This is a genomic window from Streptomyces sp. NPDC002643 (assembly GCF_053592555.1).
In genome coordinates this window covers 182,074-206,601 of sequence record NZ_JBSFVY010000013.1, presented here as the reverse complement: position 1 = coordinate 206,601, position 24,528 = coordinate 182,074, and the positions used below count along the sequence as shown (strand labels likewise).

Below are 24,528 nucleotides of genomic sequence, written 5' to 3'. Positions count from 1 at the left end.
CGTGGGCGCGACCAGCCCCCACTCACCCGCACCCGAACGACAACACCCAGCCCCCCGTCGTTCCCGGCCCAACCGCCGGACGGCACGACGTACCATGGCAAGCATGTCCTTCCTCCGCCGCCGCAGCGCCACCCCCGCCGGGCCCGATTTCGACGTACTGGCCATGGACCCGGGCGACTGGCCGGGCAATCTCGGCGCCGGTCTGCTGCCCGCCCCCGACGGCACCTGCCAGGGCGTCTTCCTGCGGTACGACCTGTACGGCGGCCGCGGCCCCGCGATGATCATCGGCAACCTCCCCGAGGGCTCCCCGGCACGTGAGGTCACCGACGGCGAGATCCCCTTCGAGGTGGCCCAGCTGCTGATCGCGCTGGAGAACGAGGAGGAGATCACCGTCGTCGGGTCCGAGGACATCCCGGTGATGCAGGGCGACAACCTCCTGATCGTCCGCCGTCTGAAGCTCTCCGAGTCCCGGATCTCCTGCGTCCAGTTCGACCGCAGCGACAACGTCCTGGTCACCATCGCCGCCTGGGACCGCCCCATCACCGACGACCTCTACGCCCTCCTCAAGCCGCTCCCGGCGGAGCTGTTCCAGCAGGGCTGACATCCACCGGGGCCCCGCCCGCCACGGGGCCCCGTCCGCTCACGCCCCCGCCAGCACCTGGACGTCCGCCGCCTTCACGAACGCCACCCGGTGGCCGAACTGGATCTCGTAGTACAGCTCTTCGCCGACCACGACCCGGTGCCCGGTGGTGTCGAAGGAGACCGCGTAGTAGTACTCGCCCGGCATCAGATCACCGGCCACGTACTTCTGGCCGGCGAGCAGCTTGTACGGCAGCGGGGACACGGCCTGGGCGGGCACCCCCTGCGGGTACGCCCCGGCCTCGGGGTAGGCCCTGCCGTACACCGGGATCTCGGTCAGCCCGTCCTTCGGGGTCACCACCAGCCCGGCCGTCCCGACCGCCGTCGGCCGGTCCTCCGGGTTCCGGAACCAGGCCTTCTGCCCCAGGTACCAGATCGCCGTCCAGTCGCCCCGGCGCTCGGCGACCGCGTACTGCTGACCGGTGGAGACCCGGGAACCGAGGTCGTTGACGTCGATCGTGGAGGCGCTGCCGTCGGGGCGCAGCCCGATGTCCTTGATCAGCGGCGAGGTGGTGTCGGGAGCGCTGTACAGGCGTACGGCGCTGGAGCCGTGCACCTCGCAGGTCTGCCCGCCCGCCGCGCAGCCGGTGAACTCGGGCCGGTTACCGGCGTAGTCGGGCAGGACGGTGACCAGGGCGCTGTCGGTGCCGGAGGTCGCCTTGAAGGGCTTGCCCAGCAGTGCGAAGTAGTGCCGCCAGTCCCAGTACGGGCCGGGGTCGGTGTGCATGCCCGGGATGGTCGCCGTCGTCGGGCCGGGCACGGTGTCGTGGCCCAGGATGTGCTGACGGTCCAGCGGGATGCGGTACTTCGCCGCCAGGTACTTCACCAGCCGCGCCGACGTCCGGTACATCGCCTCCGTGTACCAGGCGTCCGGCGAGGCGAGGAAACCCTCGTGCTCCAGCCCGATGGACGCCGCGTTGACGTACCAGTTGCCGGCGTGCCAGCCGACGTCCTTGGTCTTCACATGCTGGGCGATGTGCCCGTCCGTGGAGCGTAGCGAGTAGTGCCAGGACACATAGGTCGGGTCCTGGACCAGTCGCAGCGTGGTGTCCCAGGTGGCCTCGGTGTCATGGACGACGATGTACCGGACGGTCTGGGAATGCGGGCGGTCGGCGAGATCGTGGTTGCCGTAGTCGTTGTCGCCGAACTCCTCGTACGGCGCCGGGAGCCACTCGCAGGACACCGTCGCCGGGCACTCCGTGCCGTCCGTGTCCGCCACCCGCAGCCCGGCGCCGGACAACTGGGCGTGGTCGGGCCGCAGCCCCGGCTCCGGGGCGAGTACGACGCGCTGAGCGGCGTCCGTGACCCGCTGGGCGCCGTCCCGGATCACCTCGAACACCTCGTCGGCGTACGCCGTGGCCGTCGCCCGGTCGTCGGCGCCGGAGAAGCGGGCCACCGCCCCGTACCAGTCCGCCGGATCGGCACTCGGCGCCCTGCCCGACTTCCGCTGCTCGGCGGCCAGTAGCGCGGCACCGCCCGCCACATTGGCCTCGGCGTCCGTGCGCAGCGCTTCCTCCGGCAGGCCCGTCAGCTCGGCAGCCCTAGTCAACGTCCGCAGCCGGGAAGGGAGTTCGGAGTTCCGCGGTGGCTCCGCCTCGGGTAGGAGGGGTGCCCGGGAGTCGTCGCCGCGGGCGTCCTCCGTGCCCTCGCTGTGGTGCGGGGCCTCGGCCAGAGCCGTACGGGCGTCGGTGAGGTGCATCGGGCCGTAGCCGCCGGTCACGCTCGGCGCACCGCCGTGGGCGTCCCAGCGGGACTGCAGATAGGAGACCCCGAGCAGCACACTGCGCGGTACGCCGTACTCGGCCGCCGCCGTCGCGAACGCGCCCTGCAGCCGGGCCGACGCGGACTGCGCCTCGGTCGGGGCCGCGCCCAGCAGGGGCAGCAGCAACACGGCCGGGGCCGTGACGACCGCCGCTCTGCGGGCGCGTTCGAGGTGGGGGGTGGGCCTGCGGTCGGTGGGGAATCCTCGCAAGGCGGTCTCCTGGAACTGTGGGGGGTGCGTGGGGCGTGCGGGACCGATTGTGCACCAGTGCTATCGGCCGACCGACGATCCGTCAATCATGCCCAGCAGAAGGCGAATTCCCGGGGAAGCCCGGCCTCCGAGTGCCGCACGAGCGGGGGAGCGGGGCGGGAGCCACGAGGGCCGGGGGAGTGGCCGGACATGACGAAGACCCACGGCTCGCCCCTGTCCAAGGCGTGCCGTGGGTCTTCCTCTTCCCCTCAGCGAGTGCCGACCGCCGCCCGTACGGCCTTGCGGGCCAGCTGGCAGTCGTCGTGCAGCCGCCTCAGCAGCAGCCGCTGTTCCTCGCCGGACGGCGCGGCAGCCGGGTGGGCCGGGCCCGGTACCGCCGGGGTCGAGTCGTGCATCGAACGCTGCACGGCCGTCTCATAGGTACGGATCTCACGGGTCAGCACCAGCATCAGATTCACCAGGAACGCGTCGCGCGAGGCCGGGCCCGCCGACTGTGCCAGCTGACTGATCTGCCGCCGCGCCACCGGGGCGTCCCCGAGCACCGCCCACAGCGTCGCGAGGTCGTACCCCGGCAGGTACCACCCCGCGTGCTCCCAGTCCACCAGCACGGGACCGGCCGGTGAGAGCAGGAGGTTCGACAGCAGGGCGTCGCCGTGACAGAACTGGCCCATGCCCTGCCGTCCCGAGGCATGGGCGATGCCGTGCAGCAGCTTCTGCAGATCGCCCATGTCCCGGTCGGTGAGCAGACCCAGCTCATGGAACCGGGAGATCCGCTCCGCGTAGTCCAGCGGGGCGTCGAACGTCCCCGCCGGTGGCCGCCACGCGTTGAGCCGGCAGATCGCGCCGAGCGCCGCCCGGATGTCGGCGCGCGGCGGCGCCTCCACCGGATGCCGCTGCAGGGCCGCCACCCGGCCCGGCATCCGCTCGATGACCAAGGTGCAGTTGTCCGGGTCCGCCGCGATCAGCCTCGGCACCCGCACCGGCGGGCGGTGCCGGACGAACGCGCGGTACGCGGCTATTTCATGCCTGATCCGCTCCTCCCAGATCGAGGAGTGGTCCAGTAAACACTTGGCGACGGCCGTGCTGCGCCCCGTGGTGCCGACGAGCAGCACCGACCGTCCGCTGCGGCGCAGCACCTGGACCGGAGCGAACTCCGGGCAGATGCGATGCACCGAGGCGATCGCCGTACGCAGCTGCGCGCCCTGAGGGCCGGACAGGTCGAGTCTCCCGCTGAGCGGTTGGGTGCCGACGCCCGGGACGCGCCGCCGGCCGCCGAGTACGGTGCCCGTCGAACGCGTGGGGTCGAGGTAGGGGCCGCCGCCGCCCGGCTGGCGGGGAGCGAGCGGCCGGGGCGGGGCGGACACGGAGGACGATGCTGCGTACATGGGGGAATACAGATCCCTTCGTGTGCCTGCGAGGTCAGCGCCCTGCCCGGCCCGGCCGCCTTCGGTGCACCCTGGGGAATGCCCCTGCTCCTGCTGGGAGCAGGAGGGCGACCGGGTCGGGGTGGCGCTTTCCTACCTGACACCGGATGACCCCTGGCACACCATGTAGCGCACCCTGGCGAAGCCTGGCGAATAGTCCCCGAGCAACTGACAGCGGGCTACATTCAACTCAGCCGAGAACCTGGGGGCTTGACGTGAGCGGACAACCCAACACCCGACTCGGGGACCTGTTCGGCCTGGCCGGCTGGTCCAAGGGAGAGCTCGCGAGGCTCGTCAACCGGCAGGCGGCGGCCATGGGCCACCCCCAGCTGGCGACGGACACCTCACGGGTACGGCGCTGGATCGACACGGGAGAGATCCCGCGCGACCCCGTGCCACGGGTGCTGGCGACGCTGTTCACCGAGCGTCTCGGTCGTGTCGTGACCATCGAGGACCTCGGTCTGGTGCGGCACGGGCGTACGGGGAAGCGGCAGGGCGGCGGGCGTGTGGAACACCCCGACGGAGTGCCGTGGACGCCCGAACGAACAGCCGCGGTCCTCACCGAATTCACGGGAATGGACCTCATGCTCAACCGACGCGGTTTGGTGGGCGCGGGTGCCGCGCTCGCCGCGGGATCTGTACTCAGCAGCGCCATGCACGACTGGCTGCACACCGATCCGGTGCTGACGGCCGACGCCCCTGATCTCGACAACCCCCTGCACGCCGACCCGGCCGGATTCGAGCGCTATGAAGCCGCCCCCATCGGCCACCAGGAGGTCGAGGAGCTGGAGCGCTCGGTCGAAGTGTTCCGGGCCTGGGACGCCGCACGCGGCGGCGGGCTGCAACGCAAGGCGGTCGTCGGCCAGTTGAACGAGGTGGGAGGCATGCTCTCCTACCGTCACCCCGAACATCTCCAGCGGCGCCTGTGGGGCGTCGCCGCGGACCTCGCGGTCCTCGCGGGCTGGATGTCGCACGACGTCGGTCTGGAAGCCACCGCCCAGAAGTACTTCATCATCGCCACCCATGCCGCCAGGGAGGGCGGCGACCGGCCCCGGGCCGGCGAAGCCCTCTCCCGCGCGGCCCGACAACTGGTCCATCTGGGCAAGCCCGACGAGGCACTCGACCTCATGAAGCTCGCCCAGTCCGGCTCCGGCGAGCAGGTGCTGCCGCGCACCAAGGCCATGCTCTACACCGTCGAGGCCTGGGCCCACGCCTCCATGGGCAAGGGCCAGGCCATGCGGCGCACCCTCGGCCAGGCGGAGGACCTCTTCGTCGCCGACCGGGGCGACGAACCACTGCCCAGCTGGATGTCGATGTTCAAGGAAGAGGACCTGTACGGCATGCAGGCCCTGTCCTACCGCATGCTCGCGGAGCACGATCCCGGAGCCGCCAGGCACAGCCGGCACTACGCGGAGAAGGCCCTCGCCCTGCGGAACGACGGCCGGGAGCGCTCGAAGATCTTCGACTATCTGTCGATGGCCTCGGCGTCCTTCATCGACGGCGAACCGGAACAGGGGGCGTACTACGCCCGTGAGGCCCTCAGGACGATGGGGTCCAACTCCTCCCACCGCACCTGGGACCGGCTCGGCCAGATGTATGAGCTGACGGGCCGTTACGCCGACCACCCGAGCATCCGTCAGTTGCGAGAGGAGATCAGGCTCGCCCTGCCCAAGGGAACGGGCCGGGCCAAGGGCGACATCGCACCGGCATGACCCTGTGAACGCCGGGAGCGAATCTCACACCATCAGGGGCTGACCCTGCGGTTCAGGTTCAGGGGCTGATCCTGCCGTCAGGAGCTGACCCTGGCGACGAGCACGCAGGCGTCGTCCTCGCGCTCTCTCCCGCCGAGTTCCTCCAACACCATCCGTACACAGTCCTGGGCCGCATTCGCCTCCGTGAGACGTGGGGCGAGGTCCAGCAACCGCTGGACGGCTGTCGTTCCCCTGCGCGCCAGGCCGTCGGTGTGCAGCAGCAGCAGATCGCCCGGTTCGAGGGTCACTTCGGCCTGCCCGTAGACGGCACCCGAGGTGGCTCCGAGCAGGACGCCGTCCGGTGACTTCAGCACGCGCCCCGTCCCGTCGCGGAACAGCAGCGGGGCGGGGTGCCCGGCCTGCGCCCAGACCAGCGTGCGGGTGGCCGGCCGGTAGCGGCAGCAGACGGCGCTGCCGAGGGCGGGTTGCGCGGTGGCGTCCAGTAACTGGTTGAGGCATGCCATCAGCCGGCCCGGTTCGGTGCCCGCCATCGCCATGCCGCGCACCGCGCCGATCAGTGTCGCCATGCCCGAGGTGACGGCGACACCGTGCCCGGTGAGGTCGCCGACGCTCAACAGGCTCTCCCCGCCCGGCAGTTCGAGGGCGTCGTACCAGTCGCCGCCGATCAGCGCGCTCGTCGACGACGGCAGATAGCGGGCCGCCAGGTCGAGTGCCTCGGGGCCGTGCGGCGGGAGCCGCAGGGAGCCGCGCCAGGGTGGCAGCACGGCTTCCTGCAACTCGACCGCGAGCCGGTGCTCGGTCTGCGCGATGTGCCGCTGACGCCGCAGCGAGTCACGGGTCTCGCTCACCGCCAGCTGGCTGCGCCGCAGTTCGCTGACGTCCCGCAGCACGGCCCACATGGAGGCCGTGTTGCCGTCGTCGTCGAGTACGGGCTCGCCCATCATGTGGACCGTGCGCACCCCGCCGTCGGGCAGCGCGATCCTGAACTCCCCGTCGATGCGCTTGGCGTCGATCAGACAGTCCGTCACCATCGCCGTCAGCCGGGGCCGGTCCTCGTCCAGCACCAGCGACGGCAGTTCGTCGAGGGTGAGCGGCGGGGCGGCGGGGTCACGGCCGAGGATCTGGTACAGCTCGCCGGACCAGCTGGCCTCGTCGGTCAGCAGATTCCACTCGGCGCTGCCGACCCGGCTGAGCAGCGACTCCCGCCGGGGCGGCACGACCGGCACGGGCCGGGGGCCGGATGCCGTCTCCGGCTCGGCGGGTACGGCGGGGCCGTCCCGCAGCTGGGCCAAGTGGCCGTCCAGATCGTTGAGTTGATGCACCGCCAGATCGTAGAGCGCCCGCTGCCACCGGCCCTCGGCGTCCGTCCCGTCGGCGGGGGCGTCACGGCGTACGGCGTGGTCGACGATGGCTCCGCGCAGCCGCCGGGTCTGCGAGATGAGCGCGTCGACCGTGCCGCGCCGGGGCGGCTGGGCGGCGGGGCGATCCGCAGACAGATGGGACGGCATCACGTACTCCGATGGGGGTCGCTGCGACCAACGCGGACGGAAGGGCCGGTTACGACTGTCGCACAGCCCGCGACGCGCTGTAAGGGATTTGGCAAGACACGATACGGCGGTGCTTCTGGCATATGCCGCTGTCCTGGTGGAACGGGTTCGCCGCCCCACGCCGATGGGCGTCCGCAGGCGTCAAGTCGTAGAGATGGTACGTGACTTGACGGAGCGACGGCTCGGGCGTGCGGTCATCTCACTCTGGTGTTCGGAGTATCCATGTCCGCATTCATGTCCGATTTCATCGAGGCCCATCGAGATCCATGGGTGACATGGGTCACAAAGATGAATCCGGGTGGGCGCTTCGTGCGAATGCTCTCCGCGAGGTCGAAGAGGCACGTCGGCGCATCGGCCGGCCCGCACCGGTAGGCAGACCTTCAGAAACGGAGATCGTTCATGACCGTCAAGCTGGAACAGCCCGCTCGCGCGCTCCTCGTCACCGCCGAGGACCGGGAGGTTCCGGTGCCCGCGTCCCTGCGCTACTCCTCCGACGACCCGCTCGCCGTCCACCTGGACTTCCCGGCCGACATCTCGCTCAGCGGCTCCATGGTGACCTGGACATTCTCGCGCGATCTGCTGGAGGAGGGGCTGCAGGCGCCCTCCGGCACCGGCGACGTGCACATCTGGCCCTGCGGCCGCGCCCGCACGGTGGTCGAACTGCACTCCCCGTACGGGCTGGCGATGCTCCAGTTCGACACGGTGGCCCTCCAGCGCTTCCTGCTGGGCACCTACGCGGTGGTCGCCGCGGGAAGAGAGGAACTGGGCGAGGCGCTCGACCGCGGCCTCACCACCCTCCTCGGCGGCGTCTGACCGGAGGCGTCCGACCTCAGTAGCGCAGGACGCCCGCGATGCCCCGGGCGTCCCCCAGCGTGCCGTCGGGCACGAAGCGCACCTCGGCGCCGGTGTCCAGGCACCGCTCGACGATCTCGTCCACGATGTCCTCGCGGGCGTCGAGATCCCCGCTCTCGGCCGGCACCAGGTGTCCACCGCCGTTCGAGCGGACGATCGTCCGGTAGTTCTCCTCCACGGCCAGCAACTCGATGCGCCCCTGCTCGGCGTTCTGCCGGACCTCGTCGACACCGGCCGCGAACGCCTTGTGACCGCGGGCCGCTTCGAGCCGCCGGGCCACCGCGTCGACGTTCCTGCGGTTCTCCGCCGCGATGACCGGCCCGACCGCCTGCCACACGGTCTGCGGGGTGCCGTTCGCCAGGCCGCCGTGCGGGACATGGACGGCGTTCCGGGTGACCGTGCCGATCTCCTCCAGCGCGGACAGTGCCGCCGTCTCCCCGGTCACGTACAGGGGCCGAGGGTTGGTGCGCAGTACGCGGCCCATCGCGGTGTCGGCGTCCCGCAGGAAGTGCCGGGTCCCCTCGTCGCGGAACGCGCTCGGGGTGTCGCCGATCTGCTCCACGCGCTCGGCGTCGAAATTGACCTGCTCCCGGGCCATCGGGAAACCACCCGCGCGGGTCTCCTCGACACGGTCGCCGCCGCCGCTCCACAGCGCGACCCGGTCGGGGGAGACCGACAGCACCCAGAACGGCCGCTCGGCGGCGTGCGCGGCCACCAGATTGCGGGTCAGGAAGGTGTCCGAGAGCACCACGCGCTCCGGCACCGGACGCGCGAGCGACCAGACCTGGTGCTCACCCGGCGCCGCGAAGATCACCAACCCGTCCTCGGCATGGGCCAGATCCACCTCGGTCAGCGCCTCGTCCAACTGCTCGACGACCTCGTTGCGTCGCTCGCGGGTGACCGCCGGGTCCTGCTCCAACTGCCGTTTCGCCTCGGCGAGCACATTGCGCAGCCGGACCGGGTCCTGTGCGTTCTCCGGCTCCCGGCGATGCGTGGGCGTCAGCACCGACACGGCCGGATAGGGGCGCGGACGGCGCAGTTCGGTCAGGGTCGCGGAACTCAGGGCGTGCTCCATGACTTCACGATAGGACCGATTCGCCCATCGGGCATTTGGGGTCATCGGGCACCGCCATCTGGGGTCACCGGGCACCACGCACACACCGGAGAGGGCGCACGCCCGACGCATACCGTCGTGCGTACGCCCTCACCCGGGAAGGACGGCAAGGGCGGGAAGGATCAGCCGACTTCCTTCTTCAGCGACTTGTCGGCGGCGGCCTTGGACGGCTTCCACCAGGTCGTCACGGGCTCCCACACCTTGACCTTCTTGCTCGCGCCCAACTGCTTCAGGGTGAAGGAACGGCCGTTGAGGTTCGGATTGGCCGACACCTGGACCGTGCTGACGCGACGCGCCTCGGGGTCCTTGAGGTCGGCGATCGTACGGACCGCCGCCCACACCGTCTTCCCCGGGCCGACCTTGTACGGGCCGCTCTCGCCGGAGGGCACCGGCAGGGCCGCGCCGTCGAGGTCGCCGAACGTGACGACCGGGAGGCGGTCGATGGCGCAGGTGTGCTTGGACGTGTTCTTGACGGTGACGTGGATGATCCTCGTGTCCTTCGCCTGCTTGGCCCCGAGCTTGAGGGCCTTCGCCTTGCAGACGGGGGTCTTGGCGGCCGACTGGGCGGCCAGACTCTGCGGAGCGGCCGTGATCAGCAGCGCGGTGCCCGCGGTCACCGCGGTCGAATAGGCGAGGACGGAACGGATACGCATCGGTGGAATCCCCCAGTTTTGGTCACGTACGGGTACGGCACGCGCGAAAAGCGACGCACACCCTGTGTGACGCGTGAAGCACGGACGTGGTTGTACCCGAGGTGTCCGTGTTACAAGTCCGTTGCTCAGCGGGCCCACGGTCGCTCAGTCGTCCGGCCCGCAGGAACTCCCGTCGTCCGGCAGTGATCCGTACAGCAGGAAATCGTCGACCTTCTGGTGCACGCACTTCGACGACCCGTACCCGGTGTGCCCGGTGCCCTTGTTGTCGAGGACGACCGCCGAGGGGCCGAGCCGCTTCGCCGTCTCCACGGTCCAGCGGTACGGCGTCGCCGGGTCGCCCCGCGTGCCCACGAGCAGCATCCTCGGGGTGTCGACGTCGCGCACCTCCTCCCGGATGAAGTCGGTGCCCTTGGGGCGGCCGTAGCACGTCAGCACCTGGGTGAGCCGGTACCGGCCGAACACCGGGGAGGCCTCCTCGTACTGCGCGCGCAGCTCCTCGAACTCCTCCGTGATCCGCTTCGCGGTGGGCCGGTCGGGATCGTCGGCGCAGTTGATCGCCATCAGCGCCGCGGGGAGGTTGTCCAGCGGCACGTCCTCGGGATCGACGAGACCGCCGTCCGGGCCGGGGGTCTCGGACGGACCCGGCGCGGAGGGGCTGAGCGGGCGCGGACGCGGATACGGGTGCGGGACGGGCGGTACGGCTATACCGCCGCCCACCAGGGCCATGACGCCCCGGGCGTCGCCGTCGTACAGCAGCATGTTCAGCGCCTGGGTGAGCATCGGCCACATCTGCTCGCTGTAGAGGGCCTGGCTGATGGCGCCGACGAGGTCCTGTCCCGAGAAGTCTTGCCCGAAGTCCGTCGGCACCGGGTACTCGTCCAGCGAGTCGACCAGCTGGACCACCTGCTCCCGGGCCGAGCGGGAGTCCTGGCCGAACGGGCAGGTCAGCTGCTCGGTGCAGGAGTCGAGATAGTCCTCCAGCGCCTTCTGCTGACCCTCCGCGCCCACCAGGCCCTGCTCGGTCAGCGGCTCGGTGAGGCTGTCCACCCCGTCGAGGACCATCCGGCCCACCTTGTCGGGGAACTGCGCCGCGTACACCGCGCCCAGCCGGGTCCCGTACGAGAACCCCAGATAGTTGAGCTTCTTGTCGCCGAGCGCGGCACGCATCACGTCCAGATCGCGGGAGGCGTTGACCGTGCCTATGTGCGGCAGCACCGGCCCGGAGTGCTTCGCGCAGGACTCGGCGGCCTTCTTCAGCTGCTTCAGCGCGGCCTGCGGATCGGCGGCGTTCTCCCCGTCCTCCGCGGCGTCGAGGGCCACTGAGCTGTCCTCGCCACAGCTGACCGGGGAGGACCGGCCGACCCCGCGAGGATCGAAGGTGACCACGTCGTAGCCGTCCGTGAGGTCCATGAACTCCTGGCCGCCGTAGGCCAGTTCGGGCACACCGGGGCCGCCCGGGCCGCCGAAGTTCAGCAGCACGGAGCCGCGCGAGTCGCCGGTGGCGCGATAGCGGGCCATGGCCAGGTCGAGCGTTCCGCCGTCGGGCCGGGTGTAGTCGAGCGGCACGGTGACCTTGCCGCACCTGAGGTCCTTGGGCACCTCCATGCCCTCGCACTTGGACCACTTGATCTTCTGGTCGTAGAAACGGGACAGGTCGGCCCGCAGGTCGCCTGGCTCGTCGTCGGCGCCGGACGCCAGGGCCGGGAGTCCGGTGCCCAGCAGCGTCAGCGCCGCGACCGCGGCTCCGGCGAGCGGGCGCCGCCGTCTGTGCGTGGACCGCATGCGTGCCTCCAGGGGACACCCGGCCAAGGGCGGCCGGAGACAACCCCCGGATCACCATAGGCGGGGCCCCGCGCCCACGCCTCCCGGCGAGCGGGACCGCCGGAGCCGCCGTATCCTGCGCCCCCTCCGGCACCGTACGACCGCTGGTCCGACACCGTATGACCGCCGACGGGCCTCACTCGTACGCGTGAACTCGGCGGCCGGGAAAGCCCGTTGTCCCGCGATGTCGGCCCGGCGCGGCGTCGCGAGCGGGAAGGGTGTGGACGAGGATGATGCGGACGCGCGGCCGTATACGGGACGCGGACCGCCGCGCATCGCGTCCGTCATCGTCACCGTCGCGAGCCCATCGATCGGAGCGCACACCATGACCTCTCCGGGAACCCAGGACCTCGTCGTCACCCGGGCCACGCTTGACGACTGGGCGGTGGTCGCCGCCTGGGCGGGGGAGGAGGGCTGGAACCCGGGGCTCTCCGACCCGGTCTGTTTCTTCGCCCAGGACCCCGAGGGCTTCTTCATCGGCAGGATCGACGGCGAGCCCGTCTCGGCGATCTCCGTCGTCACCTACGGCGACGACTACGCCTTCCTCGGCTTCTACCTCGTCCGCCCCGATCTGCGCGGCCAGGGCCATGGCCTCACCACATGGAAGACCGCCCTCGCCCACGCCGGCGCCCGCACGGTCGGCCTCGACGGAGTGGTCGCCCAGCAGGACAACTACCGCAAGTCCGGCTTCGCGTACGCCCACCGCACCTTCCGCTACTCGGGCACGGCACCTGCGTACTCGGGCACGGCCCCCGAGGCGGCCCTGCCCGACGGGGTCCTGCCCGTCGACGACGTACGCGCCGTCGAGGAGTACGACCGCGCCTGCTGCCCCGCCGACCGCCCCCGCTTCCTGGAGCGCTGGCTGACCACCGACGGTCACCGGGCCCTGGCCCGTGTCGTCGACGGACGGCTCACCGGCTACGGCGTCATCCGCCCCGGCCGGGACGCCCTGCGCATCGGACCGCTGTTCGCCGACACCGATACGGACGCCAGGGCCCTGCTCGCCGGGCTGGCCGCCGAGGCGGCGGGGCGGACGTTCGCCATCGATGTGCCCGAGACGAACACGGCGGCCGTCGCCCTGGCCGAGGAGTACGGCTTGACGCCCTCCTTCGAGACGGCCCGCATGTACACCGGGCCGATCCGGCCGTACGCCCGGGAGCGGGTCTTCGGGATCACGACCCTGGAACTCGGCTAGCCGACGGGGTGCTGTCGCCTCGCTCGGCGGGGGCGGCCCCGGCCTGCTCGACCGGGGCGGCGTCGCTCTGTCGGAACGCCCACTCCATCCGTGGTTCCACGACACCGCGCAGGACGGAGCGTACGGGCGGGGTGCACAGCAGGGTGATGCCGCCGGCCGCGATCGCCGTGACCGCCAGTTGCCCGAGGGGGGTGTGCAGCCAGTCGGCCGCGTACCAGTCCCGGAAACGGGCCCACTTGATCACGAAGCCGTGCAGCAGATAGCCGTACATCGTGCCCGTGCCCAGCGCCGTGAACCACAGCCGCCGACGCGGCACCCAGGCCAGGAAGCAGGCCGTCAGCAGCAGCGCCAGAGCGAACAGCGCGGGCGTGCTGAGCAGCCCCGCCCAGCGCGGCACGCCCTGCCCGGTGACGCTGCCCCGGTGATAGAACCAGCCCGCGTCGAACCACGGCGCCACCCAGTACGCCACCGCGAACGCGCCGACCCCGATAGGCAGCGCGACCAGCCGTACCCGGCGGGTACCCAGGCGCTCGAAGTGCTCGGCGCGCAGCGTCAGCCCCAGCACGAAGAACGGAAGGAACTGCAGCACCCGCTGGATCGACACATCGCCGCCGAGGTCCGGTGAGACCGCCGCCAGCATCGCCAACCCCATGGCCACCGCCAGCGGATGACGCAGCCTCAGCCACAGTGGAGTGGTCAGCCGCCAGATGAACAGCGCCATCAGGAACCACATCAGATACCAGGGGTCCAGCAGACTCAGCGGATAACCCCAGTCGTCCTGTGCCCAGCGGTAGAACAGCGTGTACGCCGTCTCGAACACGACATACGGCAGGACCACCCCCGTCAGCAGCCGTTTCAGCCGGCCCGGCGCCATGTCGAAGCTCCGCGAGAAGTACCCGGAGATCAGCGCGAAGGCCGGCATGTGGAAGGCGTACACCGTCAGATACGCGGCGTGCGTGGCCCGGCTGCCGTACGTCAGCGGCTCCCACGCGTGCCCGCAGGCCACCAGGACGATGGTCAGATACTTCGCGTTGTCGAAGAACGGGTCCCGGGACGTCGCTCTCGCCGGAGGCGACCCCCGGTCCGGAGGGGCCTGGGTGGCCGGACGGGAGTGCTGTGCCACGTCTTGAGACATCGAAAGAACTTCTCCGGTCGACGACAACGGCGAACCCGGACCGCCTGCCCCGTCCCACCGATGTCACGCACCATTACTGGCCATTACTCGCTCATACTCGCCATCGCGCGTCATGGCTCGTCCTCGGTGGCGTCGGTCGCCGGTTCGGGTCCGTTCGACAGTCCTCTCATGGAGCGGGCCGCATTGTCCGGTTCCGCGCGTGAGAAAGCGAGTGAATTCCGTTGCCAGGGCGAACGAGTGATGATGAAGTGAACGTATGGATCACGCTGCTGTGCTGGCACTGTTCGACCGGGACATGCGGGAGGGCGCCCGCCCCGACGGTCCGGGCGCCCGGATCGAGCGCGTCGGATCGGTGGTGCGTCAGGTCGGCTCCGAGAAGGGCTGGAGCGGCATCGTCTGGTCCGACCTGACCGAGGCCGACGCCGACGCGGCCCTCGCCGAGCAGATCCGGTACTTCTCCGGACTCGGCCGTGACTTCGAATGGAAGCTGTACGGCCACGACCTCCCCGTCGACCTGGGCCGGCGACTGCGCGCGGCCGGGTTCACGCCCGCGCCCGAGGAGACCCTGATGGTCGCCGAGGTCGCCGACCTCAGCCTCGACGTCGAGCCGCCGGAGGGCGTGCGCATCCTGCCGGTCACCGACCGTGAGGGCGTGGACCTCGTGGCCGACGTCCATGAGAAGGCCTTCGGCACGGACAGCTCCCGTATGCGCCATCAGCTCCTCGCCCATCTCACCGAGGACCCCGACACCGTGGTCGCCGTCGTGGCCCTCGCGGGCGACGAGCCGGTGAGCGCCGCCCGTATGGAACTGGTCCCCGGCACCCGCTTCGCCGGCCTCTGGGGCGGCGGCACCGTCGAGAGCTGGCGAGGGCGCGGCGTCTACCGCGCCCTGGTCGCCCACCGCGCCCGCGTCGCCGCCGACCGGGGCTACCGCTATGTCCAGGTCGACGCCCTCGCCCGCAGCCGCGACATCCTCGCCCGCCTGGGCTTCGAGCCGCTGACCACCACGACACCGTACGTGTACGAGGCGGGGTCACAGGCGGCCGCGTAGGGGCGGCGTACCGGGTGGGCGGTGTGACGCGCACGGACGAGGTGTCTTCGGTGGGGTCGGGGTCGGTGGGGTGAGGGCCACTGATTGGGGGGCGGGCTGCGAAGTGATGAGCCCCTTCGTATCAGCGGCCCTCACCCTCACCCCCTCACTCTCAGCGGCGTGCTTTCGTACGGTCCAGGGCCGCGACGCCCAGTGCCGCGAGGCCGATCTGGATCAGCCACTCGACCCAGTCGACACCGTCGGTGTCGGCCACGCCGATCCCCGCGGCGATCGCGGAGCCGATCAACGCGGCGACGATCCCGACAAGGATCGTCAGCAGAATGCCGATGCGCTGACGGCCGGGTACGACGAGCCGTCCCAGTACGCCGATGACGATGCCAATGACGATGGCGCTGATGATTCCGTCTATCTCCATCTGGACTACGCCCCTTCTCCTCCGGGTCCCCGCGCTCATACGAGTGCCCCTCGCAGACGGGTGCAGTCCGTTCCACTTTCACCTTCCTCGACGTCACGACGCCCCTGGCGGCGACGGCGGCGGGGTGCCCGGCCCCTCCAGCCAGCCCGTGGCCGCCAACACCTCCGTGGCGATGTCGACGACCGAGCGCCCGTCGGTCGAGACCCGCAGGGTGTCCGTGGGGGCCCGCTCGTCCAGCAGGCGGGCCTTGCGGAGGCTGCCCTGCAGCTCCCGTTCCAGCTCGGAGCCGATCTCCCGCCCTCGCAGCCGCCGCTCGGTGGTGTCGTCGGTGGCGGTCAGCAGGACCCGGACGATCCGTACGTCCGCGCCCATGGCCCGCCGGAAGGCGCCCTCGGTGTCGGGCATCACGCTGAGGGTGTTGGTGTAGATGAGCCGCCGGTACCCCAGCGCAGCATAGTTCCCCCAGACCGCCGTGAGGTTGCGTTCGGCGAGGTCGGCCCGGCGTGGGTCGCCCTGCGGCGCCGGGTGGACCTGTGCCATGAAGTCGCCCTCGATGAGCGCGTGCGCGACCTGCCCCACTCGCAGCAGGTCGGAGACCTCCCAGCCGACGGTCGTCTTCCCGACCCCTGCCCTGCCGCCGATCAACAGCACTTCCGTGTGGTCCATCCAGCCTGTCACTCCCATGAAGTGGAGGTTCGGCCGTGCGCAGTTGCTCCAAACCCGCACCCCCCGAGCCAACGTTTCGAGTCAACGGGCGTCAGTGTGCAGGGGGAGACGGGGTGGCGGCGAATCAATATCCCCTGGCCCGGGACCAGTTGATCGCTGATCGTGCATGGGTGGTCACGGTGTGTTTCACGTGAAACGTGTACGGCGGGGCCCGTCTCCCTTCAGGAGGTCCAGGCCTGGTGGATCGGCACAACGGTGACGGCCGACCCGGCTGGGCGGGTCGGCCGTCGTTACCCTCGCGGGCGTCTCGTCGTGTCTATGGCGTGCGCGATGTGTTCCTCGCCGCGACGCCGGCGCACATCATCCCCAGGATCAGGGCCAGAGCGCCGATGATGATGTTGTTGACCACGACTCCGGCGTCCGGGCTGTCGCCGACGACCCATGGCGCGATGATCATCCAGACCCCTGCCGCGCACATGGCCCAGCTCAGGCCGTACATCCTCTGCGGTGCCGCGGTGAAGCCCAGGGCCAGCAGGCCGATCGCGATGCCCACGATCAGGTTGTGGACCACCAGCGGGGGCTGGCTGGTCGTGTAGTGGAGTATCCACGGGGACACGGCACAGTACAGACCGAGCAGGAACACCGGTCCGTCCACGAGTGCCACGTCGCGGCCTCCGAGCATGCGGGCGTACCGAGCCTGCATTTCGGTTACATCGGGGTGGGTGGTGATGTCACGCCCGTGTGAGAGGTTCGCCATGACTCGACTCCTTCGAACTCTGCAGGCCTGACCGCGTCTGGTGGGGTATGCGGTAAGCGCCGCGTACGTTCATTCTGCGCTTATTTCGCCTTTATGTGTAGAGGTCGTGGGGTCGGAGGGTGGGGAGGGCGGGGAGGGTGAGGGGTGAAGCGGTGTCGCTGGTGAGGTGCAGCGCGGCGGCTGGAATCCCGCGGTCCGGGATTCGAGATCGATCCGCTTTTCCTTGACCATGTCGCCGGGGCGCTGTCACGATCGACCCCATGAAGATGCGACTGGACCTCACGCGGCGATGCCATGTCGACCTCGCGCGTGTCTCCAGCGCCTCCTGTTGCGTCGCGGCCTGATCTCCCCGTAGCCGCCGCCCCCTTCCCGCCCCTCACCCGCCGCCGAGCGTCGCGGTCGTGAGTCGGGCTCTTCCTTCTCTTCCCTCGCTACTTCCTTCATCGCCCGCATTCCCGTGCCGCCGGGCGGCCGTGGAATTCGGCATGCCGTAATTCGCCGCCCTCCGCGCGCCCTCCGCGCCAGGAGGTCGCTGCGGATTCCAGAGATTTTCCAGAAAGAGGACTCATGGCCACCGTCCTGTCCGTCTCCGGCAGCCCCTCCGTCTCCTCCCGCACGGCGAAGCTCCTGCGGCACCTGGACACCCGCCTCGTCGCGCAGGGCCACGAGGTCGTCCCGCTCGACGTCCGCACCATCCCCGCCGAAGCGCTGCTGGGCGCGGACTTCCGGCACCCGGCCATCGTCGAGGCCACCGAGCTCTTCGAACGCGCCGACGGCATCGTCATCGGCACCCCCGTCTACAAGGCCGCCTACTCCGGCGTCCTCAAGGCCCTGCTCGATCTGCTCCCGCAGTACGCCCTCACCGGCAAGACCGTGCTGCCGCTGGCCACCGGCGGCACCACCGCCCATGTCCTCGCCATCGACTACGCGCTGCGCCCGGTCCTCAGCTCCATGGGCGCCCGGCACATCGTTCCCGGCTGGTTCACGCTCGACAAGGACATCACGGTCGGAGAGGACGGCAAGGTCACGGTCGCCCCGACCACGGCCGAGGCACTGGACCAGGTCGTCGACCAGTTCCTGACCGCCCTCGGCCGAACACCCCTACTGGCCGCCGCGAGTTGAGCCCCGCCCGTCACCTGCGCCTGCTTCCGTCACCTGCACCTACTCCTGTCACCTGCACCTACTCCCGTTACCTGCGCCTGCTCCTGCCACCCACGCCCGCTCCCGTCACGCACCCCCGCGATCACCACTCCTTCCCCTGGCCCGGCCCCACCCCGATCGGAGATCCCCCGTGTCCCTCACCTTCCACTGGTTCCTGCCCACCAACGGCGACAGCCGTCATGTCGTCGGCGGTGGCCACGGCACCCCGGCCACCGAGTCGGGGCGGGACCGGCCGCCGACGGTGGCGTATCTGAGCCAGATCGCGCGGGCCGCCGAGGGCCTGGGCTTCGTCGGCGCGCTCACCCCCACCGGCGCCTGGTGCGAGGACGCCTGGCTGACCACCGCGATGGTCAGCCAGAACACCGAACGCCTGAAATTCCTGGTCGCCTTCCGGCCCGGCGCCGTCTCGCCCACCCTCGCCGCCCAAATGGCGTCCACCTTCCAGCGGCAGACCGGCGGACGGCTCCTGCTCAATGTGGTCACCGGCGGCGAGAGCCAGGAACAGCGGGCCTACGGCGACTTCCTCGACAAGGACGACCGCTATCGCCGTACCGGTGAATTCCTGGAGATCGTCCGGGGGTTGTGGGACGGCAAGACCGTCGATCTGCACGGTGAGCACCTCCGGGTCGAGGACGCGAGGCTCGCCCGACTGCCCGACCCCGTGCCCCGCGTCTACTTCGGCGGTTCCTCGCCCATCGCCGGTGAGATCGCCGCCCGGCACTCCGATGTCTATCTCACCTGGGGCGAGCCGCCCGCGCAGGTCGCCGAGAAGATCGCCCGGGTCAGGTCCCTCGCGGCGCGGCAAGGCCGTAGCCCGCGCTTCGGCATCCGACTGCATGTGATCACCCGTGACACCTCGGCGGAGGCCTGGGCGGAGGCCGACCGGCTGCTCGCCGGGTTCGACCCCGAGACCGTACGGAGCATTCAGGCCGGGCTCGCCCGCAGCGAGTCCGAGGGCCAGCGGCGCATGCTCGCCCTGCACGGCGGCGGCAACCGCGACGCCCTGGAGATCCACCCCAACCTGTGGGCGGGCATCGGCCTGGTGCGCGGCGGCGCGGGCACCGCCCTGGTGGGCAGCCATGACGAGGTCGCCGAGCGCATCGAGGAGTATCACGCCCTGGGCATCGAGGAGTTCATCCTCTCCGGCTATCCGCACCTGGAGGAGGCGTACTGGTTCGGCGAGGGCGTCCTGCCGCGCCTCGCCGCCCGGGGCCTCTGGCAGCACCCCTTCGTGGCGCCCACAACGCCCTCGTCCGCCCAGGTGCCGTTCGGGAGCTAGCCGAGCACCGAACGCCGCGAACGCCTCCGACACCGGCCGCCCCGCGCACGCGAGGACCGTCGGCCGGAGCGCCCGCAGGGATCAGTACGCCCCCGACAGCGACCCGAGGTGTGCCTGGCGCACCTCGGGCGTCTGGCCCTGGATCAGCAGGAACATGGCCTCGCGGGCGAGTCGTTGGGCCTGGTTGTCGAGGGTCAGGGAACGGCCGCCGCCCGACACGACCGCGGCGGTCGTCGCCGTGCGCATCAGGTCGAACGCCTTCATCTTCAGATCCAGCCGCTCCTCCATGTGCTCGTGCGGCGCCGGATGATCGGCCAGCGCGTACGCCTGCCGTCGCACCCGGTCGACGCGCAGACGCAGCGCCTTGGTCGTCGGGTCGTTCTGGTCGAGCAGCGCGAGCGCCGACTCGGCCACCCCGAACACGGCGGGGGAGGCGTTGGTCGGCTTGGGCCGGTCGCCCGCGGCCCAGGTCTCGTACGGGGCGTGCAGGGCCACGTTCTCCTCGGGCACCCACAGCCCGTCGAGTTGCAGCGAGACCGTACGGGACGCCGTGACCGCCGCCAGCCGCAGCGGCGCCGACGCCTTCAGACCGGACTGCGGCTCGGCGTCCGTGAACGCGAACACCACCTCGTCCGCGTCCGTCACCCCGGCCAGCAGCATCACATCGTTCAGCCCCCACCCGGTGTACCAGGGCACCGTCCCGTGGAACCGCCACCCGCCCCGCTTCGGCACCGCCCGCACCGGGACCTGCGGATACCTCCGCAGATGCGCGTACGCGACCCCGGACAGCAGCTCACCCGTGGCCAGCTTCCCCAACAGGCGTTCACGGGCGGGCAGTTCGCTCTTCATCAAAGTCAGTACGGGGGTGTAGTGCTGGGTCTGCACGAACCAGGTCGAGCAGCAGGCGCCGGCCAGGATCTCCGCGGTCTCCCGTGCCACGGAGGTCGGGGCGCCGGACCCGCCGTACGCCACCGGGGCGTTCACCCCGAGCAGCCCCGACCTCTTGATCGCCTCGATATGGCTCGCGGGCACCCCGTCCTGATCGACACGCTCTGCCTGCGGGGCCAGCACCTCGGCGGCGAGTCTGCGCGCCTGGACGACGAGGGGGTGCGGTGACGTGGTCATGTACTGATTCTCCCCGCCCCCGCACGCAAAGATCACCCATTCTTCGACCGGAAGATCACACCCGCCCCCTCTTGCGCGCCACCCGCTCCCCCTCACGCAACACCCGCCCCGCGCCGCCCCACCGTTCCCGCGTGCTTGGACCTCCTGTGTGTGTGACCTGTGTCACGTCGGCCTTCTGTCAGGTTGTCGGCCGGGAGCGGTCAGCCGGCTGCGCTTCCATGTGATCACCGGGGCCGCGCGGCCCCGGACGCTCTCCGAGCGACGGTTCCCCCCACCCCTCCAGGGCCACTCGGCCCGGCTAAGGAGACAGACCATGAAAGACCGGGCCACGGCCGAGGAACTCCTCGTCACCTCGGACCTGGAGACGAGGTCCTCGACGGTCGCGTGGAAGCACGTCCACGCCGAGTACGTCGACGTCGTCGAGGACATCCTCGCCACCCTCGCGCCCAGCGGACCGTACGCCTACACCGTCGTCCCCGTCCTCGAAGAGGGCAAGCAGATCCCGACGCAGCGCATCGTCGCCACCTACGAGGACATCGAGGGCAGCTACCGCGCCATGCACCGGTACGCCGCCGTGGTGGGCATCCGGCCCGTGGCGGAGATCAACACCTCCTGGTACACGTTCGTGAGCGGCTCGGGCCGGGGGCGCGACAAGAACACCGGCGCCGAGAGCGAGCGGCCCATCATCGTGCTGTTCCCGACGATGGGCTCCGAAGGCATCACCGGCGAGCTCTTCTGGGGCCGGACCCAGCACGACCCCCTGCCGGGCAACCCCGCCGACGGGGCGCTGGCCGGCCGGTTCGCGGTGGCCGGGGTGCACGACGAACTGCTCGACGCCTACCGCAAGGCCGACATCGACGCGATCGTCGCCAGGGCGCACCCCGAGATCCAGACCGGCGTACGGGACTATGTCGCGGGCGCCGGCACCCTCACCCAACTGCACACCGCGGACGAACTGAAGGCCCACCTGAGGGAGTTCTACGCCCACTGCGCCGTGCGTGCCATCGAGGTCGTCAAGCAGCACTTCGACGACTGGTTCTTCTTCCATGAGCTGCGCTGGACCGTCGAGGTCCGCAAGGGGGCCGACGCCGGTCGCGTCCTGCGGTACCACACCGCCGAGTACGCGGAGGTCTCGGGCGAAGGTCTGCTCGTCTCCCACATCGGCCATGGGACGGACCGGATCAGCGTCACTCTCTGATGTTGATTGACTTAGGCAAACATCTGTTACGGTGGGTCGTATGTCCCTACCGCGTCCCACCGCAGCGGCCGTCTCGACGGACGTGACCGAGATCGAGCGGCTCCTGACCCGTATCGCCTACCTCGCCGGTGGCGCCCGTCAGCACGAGCGAAGGATGGCCGAGGCCGGACTGTCGCTGGACCGCGCCTCCATGTGGATTCTGCGGAACCTCGCCGAGGGTGAGCCGACGCGCCCGGGGATGCTGGCGGTGCGGCTCTCCGTCGAGGCCTCCCATGTCACCCGTCAACTGCGGCAGTTGGAGAACGCCGGCCATGTGATCCGCGTGCCGGACCCGGACGACCGCAGGGCGCAGCTCGTCCAGGTCACCGAGGCCGGGCTGGCGGCCTCCGAGCGCATCAGGGAGGCGAGCCGGCGTGGCATCGGGACGGTGCTGTCCGGCTGGTCGCACGACGATCTGCGGCAACTCGCCGATCTCTTCGGCCGGTTGGCCGACGACTTCATCGAACACGCCGAGGACTCCGTGGACCCCCGTGAGGAACCGCCGACCGCGTCACGCCCCACCGGCTGACGACCACCCCGGGCCCGGCCCGTCCCCGGCCGTGCGTCGCCCCGCCCGTAAGAGCCTGTGTCATATCTCCGGTCGGATCAGCGCGCGGCGTCATGGGGTCCCCCCCCGCGAGGTTGTTCGAGCGTGGGGGAGCGTGCGATCGCAAGGCGCCGGAGCGCCCTCGATGGGGGTGCCCCCGCGCAAGTTCGTTCGAGCGTGGAGGAGGAGCTACTAGGGCGTTTCGGCAACGCGGCATGGGGGTCCCCCCGCGCGAGCGAAGCCGAGCGTGGGGGAGTGCGTGCCAGGCGTCGCACGCCCGGCCGGGGATATGACGCAGGCTCTCAGCCCCAGTCGAACGGCCCGTCATGCGCAGTCCGCTCACGGACACGCCGTCGCCCCCGCGCGGCGACGGCCACCATGTCCTGCTCGTCGTCGACGACCCCGCCATCGCCGAACTCCTCACCACCACCATGGAATCGGCGGGCTGCCGCACCTCGGTGGCGGTCAGCGGCGCCGAGGGGATGGCGTGGCTCGCCCACCACCGCTACGACCTCGTCGTCTGGGACAACACGCTGCCCGACCAGGAGCGTTTCCTCCAGGGGCGGCGCGGCGCACCCGCGGACCGTCCCCCGGTGCTCTTTCTGGCCGCCGACGACACCCTCCACCGCCTCGTCCCCGAACTCCGGCTCGGACAGACGGACTACATCCTCAAGCCGATCAGGATCGCCGAACTCCTCGACCGCGCCCTGCGGTTGCTGAGCGAACGAGGGGGACCCGAACGGCGCCACGCCATGCCGTGCTGCGGCGACCTGGTCCTGGACGACATCGCCTGCCGGGCGCGGCGCGGCACCAGACCGCTGCACCTCACGCCCGCCGAATACCGGCTGCTGCGCCATCTGGTGGCCAACGCGGGCCGTGTGCTGTCGAAGGAACAGATCGGCCGGCATGTCTGGGGCGCCGCTCGCCCTCCTGGCGCGATCGAGAAACTAGTCGCCCGGCTCCGGCGCAAGGTCGACCAGGAGGACCCCGCCCTGATCCACACCCGCCGAGGCTTCGGCTACCGGTTCGGCTGCCCCCATGTCCGGCCTGAGCAGGGTGAACGGGGCGACTCGCGCCCATGATCGGCCCATTGACTGGTCTACACCCTTGACTGGTACAGACCAACGCGGTTGAGTGTGGCACCACACCCCCCACCACGGCCGCCCCCACGCCGTGGCCGGCCCCGCCGGCCCGTGCGCGCGAGGCTCCGCCGCAGTCATGTCCTCACGGGCCTTGCCCGGGTGCCATGTCCCACGGGCCTCGCCGGGTGCGGCCGTGTTCCACGAAGGAGTTGATCCCGTGTCGAGACGCCGTGTGCCCGCCTTACTGACCGCACTCCTCATCGGAACCGCCGCCCCCGTGCTGCTGCCCGCCCAGAGCGCGTCCGCCGCGCCCTGTTCGAGCTATCCCGGCTGGGTGGCCGGCCGTGCCTACGTCACCGGCGACATCGTCCGCTACACCGACGGCAGGGCGTACATCGCCGAGCACGACAACCCGGGGTACGACCCCACCATCAGCACCTGGTACTGGGAGCCGTACGCCTGCGAGAGCGGGCCGGACACGCCGTCCGGGTTCGTGGTGAGCGAGGCGCAGTTCAACCAGATGTTCCCGGGCCGGAACTCGTTCTACACCTACGGCGGGCTCCGCGCGGCCATGAGCGCCTACCCCGCCTTCGCCACCACCGGCAGTGACACCGTCCGCAGGCAGGAGGCGGCGGCCTTCCTCGCCAATGTCAGCCACGAGACCGGCGGGCTGGTCCACATCGTCGAGCAGAACACCGCCAACTACCCGACCTACTGCGACTGGAGCCGCCCCTACGGCTGCCCGGCCGGACAGGCCGCCTACTACGGCCGCGGCCCCATCCAGCTCAGCTGGAACTTCAACTACAAGGCGGCCGGCGACGCCCTCGGCCTCGACCTCCTCGGCAACCCCTGGCTGGTGCAGAACGACGCGGCCGTGGCCTGGAAGACCGCCCTGTGGTACTGGAACACCCAGACCGGCCCCGGCACCATGACCGGCCACAACGCGATGGTCAACAGCGCCGGCTTCGGCCACACCGTCCGCAGCATCAACGGCTCACTGGAGTGCGACGGCAAGAACCCGGCGCAGGTGCGGAGCCGGGTCGACAACTACCAGCGGTTCACCCAGATCCTCGGGGTGCCGACGGGCGGCAATCTGTACTGCTGAACCAGGTCGGCCCCGGCAGATCTGTATGTCATGGGCATG

22 protein-coding genes are annotated in these 24,528 nt (G+C 70.7%); 11 read left to right on the top strand and 11 right to left on the bottom strand.

The window, feature by feature from the left end; genetic code table 11:
• Positions 1-103: 103 nt before the first annotated feature.
• A complete protein-coding gene (locus ACWD4G_RS21510) occupies positions 104-601 on the top strand; it encodes a hypothetical protein (RefSeq protein WP_451295701.1) in 498 nt (165 codons plus the stop codon).
• Positions 602-640: 39 nt separating this feature from the next.
• Here ACWD4G_RS21510 and ACWD4G_RS21505 read toward each other — a convergent pair whose 3' ends face one another.
• Together ACWD4G_RS21505 and ACWD4G_RS21500 are read right to left on the bottom strand one after the other, a co-directional pair.
• Positions 641-2,611, bottom strand: a complete 1,971-nt coding sequence (locus ACWD4G_RS21505; protein WP_451295699.1) for an N-acetylmuramoyl-L-alanine amidase — start codon at positions 2,609-2,611, stop codon at positions 641-643.
• Positions 2,612-2,859: 248 nt separating this feature from the next.
• On the bottom strand, positions 2,860-3,996 hold the full coding sequence (locus ACWD4G_RS21500) for an aminoglycoside phosphotransferase family protein (protein ID WP_451295697.1): 1,137 nt from the start codon (positions 3,994-3,996) through the stop codon (positions 2,860-2,862).
• A gap of 254 nt (positions 3,997-4,250) precedes the next feature.
• On the opposite strand from ACWD4G_RS21500, the gene ACWD4G_RS21495 reads away from it, so the two are divergent.
• Entirely contained in the window at positions 4,251-5,747 is a 1,497-nt protein-coding gene (locus ACWD4G_RS21495) for a DNA-binding protein NsdB (protein ID WP_451295695.1), read from the top strand.
• A 77-nt stretch (positions 5,748-5,824) separates the two neighbouring features.
• On the opposite strand, the gene ACWD4G_RS21490 is transcribed toward ACWD4G_RS21495, so the two are convergent.
• The gene (locus ACWD4G_RS21490; RefSeq protein WP_451295693.1) at positions 5,825-7,255 is read right to left on the bottom strand and encodes a PP2C family protein-serine/threonine phosphatase; all 1,431 of its coding nucleotides are present in this window, start codon (positions 7,253-7,255) and stop codon (positions 5,825-5,827) included.
• A gap of 438 nt (positions 7,256-7,693) precedes the next feature.
• Between ACWD4G_RS21490 and ACWD4G_RS21485 the strand changes: the two genes are divergently transcribed.
• A complete protein-coding gene (locus tag ACWD4G_RS21485; RefSeq protein WP_451295691.1) occupies positions 7,694-8,107 on the top strand; it encodes an SsgA family sporulation/cell division regulator in 414 nt (137 codons plus the stop codon).
• A 16-nt stretch (positions 8,108-8,123) separates the two neighbouring features.
• Here the strand turns inward: ACWD4G_RS21485 and ACWD4G_RS21480 are convergent, their stop codons facing one another.
• The 3 genes from ACWD4G_RS21480 to ACWD4G_RS21470 form a co-directional block, all read right to left on the bottom strand.
• The gene (locus ACWD4G_RS21480) at positions 8,124-9,221 is read right to left on the bottom strand and encodes a baeRF3 domain-containing protein (RefSeq protein ID WP_451295689.1); all 1,098 of its coding nucleotides are present in this window, start codon (positions 9,219-9,221) and stop codon (positions 8,124-8,126) included.
• Positions 9,222-9,382: 161 nt separating this feature from the next.
• The gene (locus ACWD4G_RS21475; protein ID WP_451295687.1) at positions 9,383-9,913 is read right to left on the bottom strand and encodes a DUF4232 domain-containing protein; all 531 of its coding nucleotides are present in this window, start codon (positions 9,911-9,913) and stop codon (positions 9,383-9,385) included.
• Between the two features lie 144 nt (positions 9,914-10,057).
• On the bottom strand, positions 10,058-11,695 hold the full coding sequence (locus ACWD4G_RS21470; protein ID WP_451295685.1) for an alpha/beta hydrolase: 1,638 nt from the start codon (positions 11,693-11,695) through the stop codon (positions 10,058-10,060).
• A 364-nt stretch (positions 11,696-12,059) separates the two neighbouring features.
• Here ACWD4G_RS21470 and ACWD4G_RS21465 point away from each other — a divergent pair, with 364 nt between their 5' ends.
• Positions 12,060-12,929, top strand: coding sequence for a GNAT family N-acetyltransferase (locus tag ACWD4G_RS21465; protein ID WP_451295683.1), 870 nt, complete (start codon positions 12,060-12,062; stop codon positions 12,927-12,929).
• Here ACWD4G_RS21465 and ACWD4G_RS21460 read toward each other — a convergent pair.
• Positions 12,907-14,064 carry an acyltransferase family protein gene (locus ACWD4G_RS21460; RefSeq protein ID WP_451295681.1) on the bottom strand — a complete coding sequence of 386 codons (1,158 nt, stop codon included), beginning with the start codon at positions 14,062-14,064 and terminating at the stop codon, positions 12,907-12,909. The genes ACWD4G_RS21465 and ACWD4G_RS21460 overlap by 23 nt on opposite strands.
• A 256-nt stretch (positions 14,065-14,320) precedes the next feature.
• Between ACWD4G_RS21460 and ACWD4G_RS21455 the strand changes: the two genes are divergently transcribed.
• Positions 14,321-15,115: a GNAT family N-acetyltransferase gene (locus ACWD4G_RS21455; protein WP_451295679.1), complete on the top strand. Its 795-nt coding sequence runs from the start codon at positions 14,321-14,323 to the stop codon at positions 15,113-15,115.
• 151 nt (positions 15,116-15,266) lie between these two features.
• Here ACWD4G_RS21455 and ACWD4G_RS21450 read toward each other — a convergent pair whose 3' ends face one another.
• The 3 genes from ACWD4G_RS21450 to ACWD4G_RS21440 all read right to left on the bottom strand — a co-directional run bounded on the left by ACWD4G_RS21450 (position 15,267) and on the right by ACWD4G_RS21440 (position 16,953).
• Entirely contained in the window at positions 15,267-15,530 is a 264-nt protein-coding gene (locus tag ACWD4G_RS21450) for a GlsB/YeaQ/YmgE family stress response membrane protein (RefSeq protein ID WP_451295677.1), read from the bottom strand.
• Between the two features lie 93 nt (positions 15,531-15,623).
• Entirely contained in the window at positions 15,624-16,196 is a 573-nt protein-coding gene (locus tag ACWD4G_RS21445) for a hypothetical protein (RefSeq protein WP_451295675.1), read from the bottom strand.
• A gap of 316 nt (positions 16,197-16,512) precedes the next feature.
• Positions 16,513-16,953, bottom strand: a complete 441-nt coding sequence (locus tag ACWD4G_RS21440) for an SPW repeat protein (RefSeq protein ID WP_451295673.1) — start codon at positions 16,951-16,953, stop codon at positions 16,513-16,515.
• Positions 16,954-17,520: 567 nt separating this feature from the next.
• On the opposite strand from ACWD4G_RS21440, the gene ssuE reads away from it, so the two are divergent.
• Positions 17,521-18,075: an NADPH-dependent FMN reductase gene (ssuE, locus tag ACWD4G_RS21435; RefSeq protein WP_451295671.1), complete on the top strand. Its 555-nt coding sequence runs from the start codon at positions 17,521-17,523 to the stop codon at positions 18,073-18,075.
• Positions 18,076-18,244: 169 nt separating this feature from the next.
• The gene (locus tag ACWD4G_RS21430) at positions 18,245-19,393 is read left to right on the top strand and encodes an LLM class flavin-dependent oxidoreductase (protein ID WP_451295669.1); all 1,149 of its coding nucleotides are present in this window, start codon (positions 18,245-18,247) and stop codon (positions 19,391-19,393) included.
• An 81-nt stretch (positions 19,394-19,474) separates the two neighbouring features.
• Here the strand turns inward: ACWD4G_RS21430 and ACWD4G_RS21425 are convergent, their stop codons facing one another.
• A complete protein-coding gene (locus ACWD4G_RS21425) occupies positions 19,475-20,518 on the bottom strand; it encodes an acyl-CoA dehydrogenase family protein (protein WP_451295667.1) in 1,044 nt (347 codons plus the stop codon).
• A gap of 313 nt (positions 20,519-20,831) precedes the next feature.
• On the opposite strand from ACWD4G_RS21425, the gene ACWD4G_RS21420 reads away from it, so the two are divergent.
• The 4 genes from ACWD4G_RS21420 (at position 20,832) to ACWD4G_RS21405 (ending at position 24,489) form a co-directional block, all read left to right on the top strand.
• The gene (locus tag ACWD4G_RS21420) at positions 20,832-21,716 is read left to right on the top strand and encodes a hypothetical protein (protein WP_451295665.1); all 885 of its coding nucleotides are present in this window, start codon (positions 20,832-20,834) and stop codon (positions 21,714-21,716) included.
• A 40-nt stretch (positions 21,717-21,756) separates the two neighbouring features.
• Positions 21,757-22,284 carry a MarR family winged helix-turn-helix transcriptional regulator gene (locus ACWD4G_RS21415; protein ID WP_451295663.1) on the top strand — a complete coding sequence of 176 codons (528 nt, stop codon included), beginning with the start codon at positions 21,757-21,759 and terminating at the stop codon, positions 22,282-22,284.
• A 344-nt stretch (positions 22,285-22,628) separates the two neighbouring features.
• Positions 22,629-23,384 carry a response regulator transcription factor gene (locus ACWD4G_RS21410; RefSeq protein ID WP_451295661.1) on the top strand — a complete coding sequence of 252 codons (756 nt, stop codon included), beginning with the start codon at positions 22,629-22,631 and terminating at the stop codon, positions 23,382-23,384.
• A 217-nt stretch (positions 23,385-23,601) separates the two neighbouring features.
• Positions 23,602-24,489, top strand: a complete 888-nt coding sequence (locus ACWD4G_RS21405) for a glycoside hydrolase family 19 protein (protein WP_451295659.1) — start codon at positions 23,602-23,604, stop codon at positions 24,487-24,489.
• Positions 24,490-24,528 lie beyond the last annotated feature (39 nt).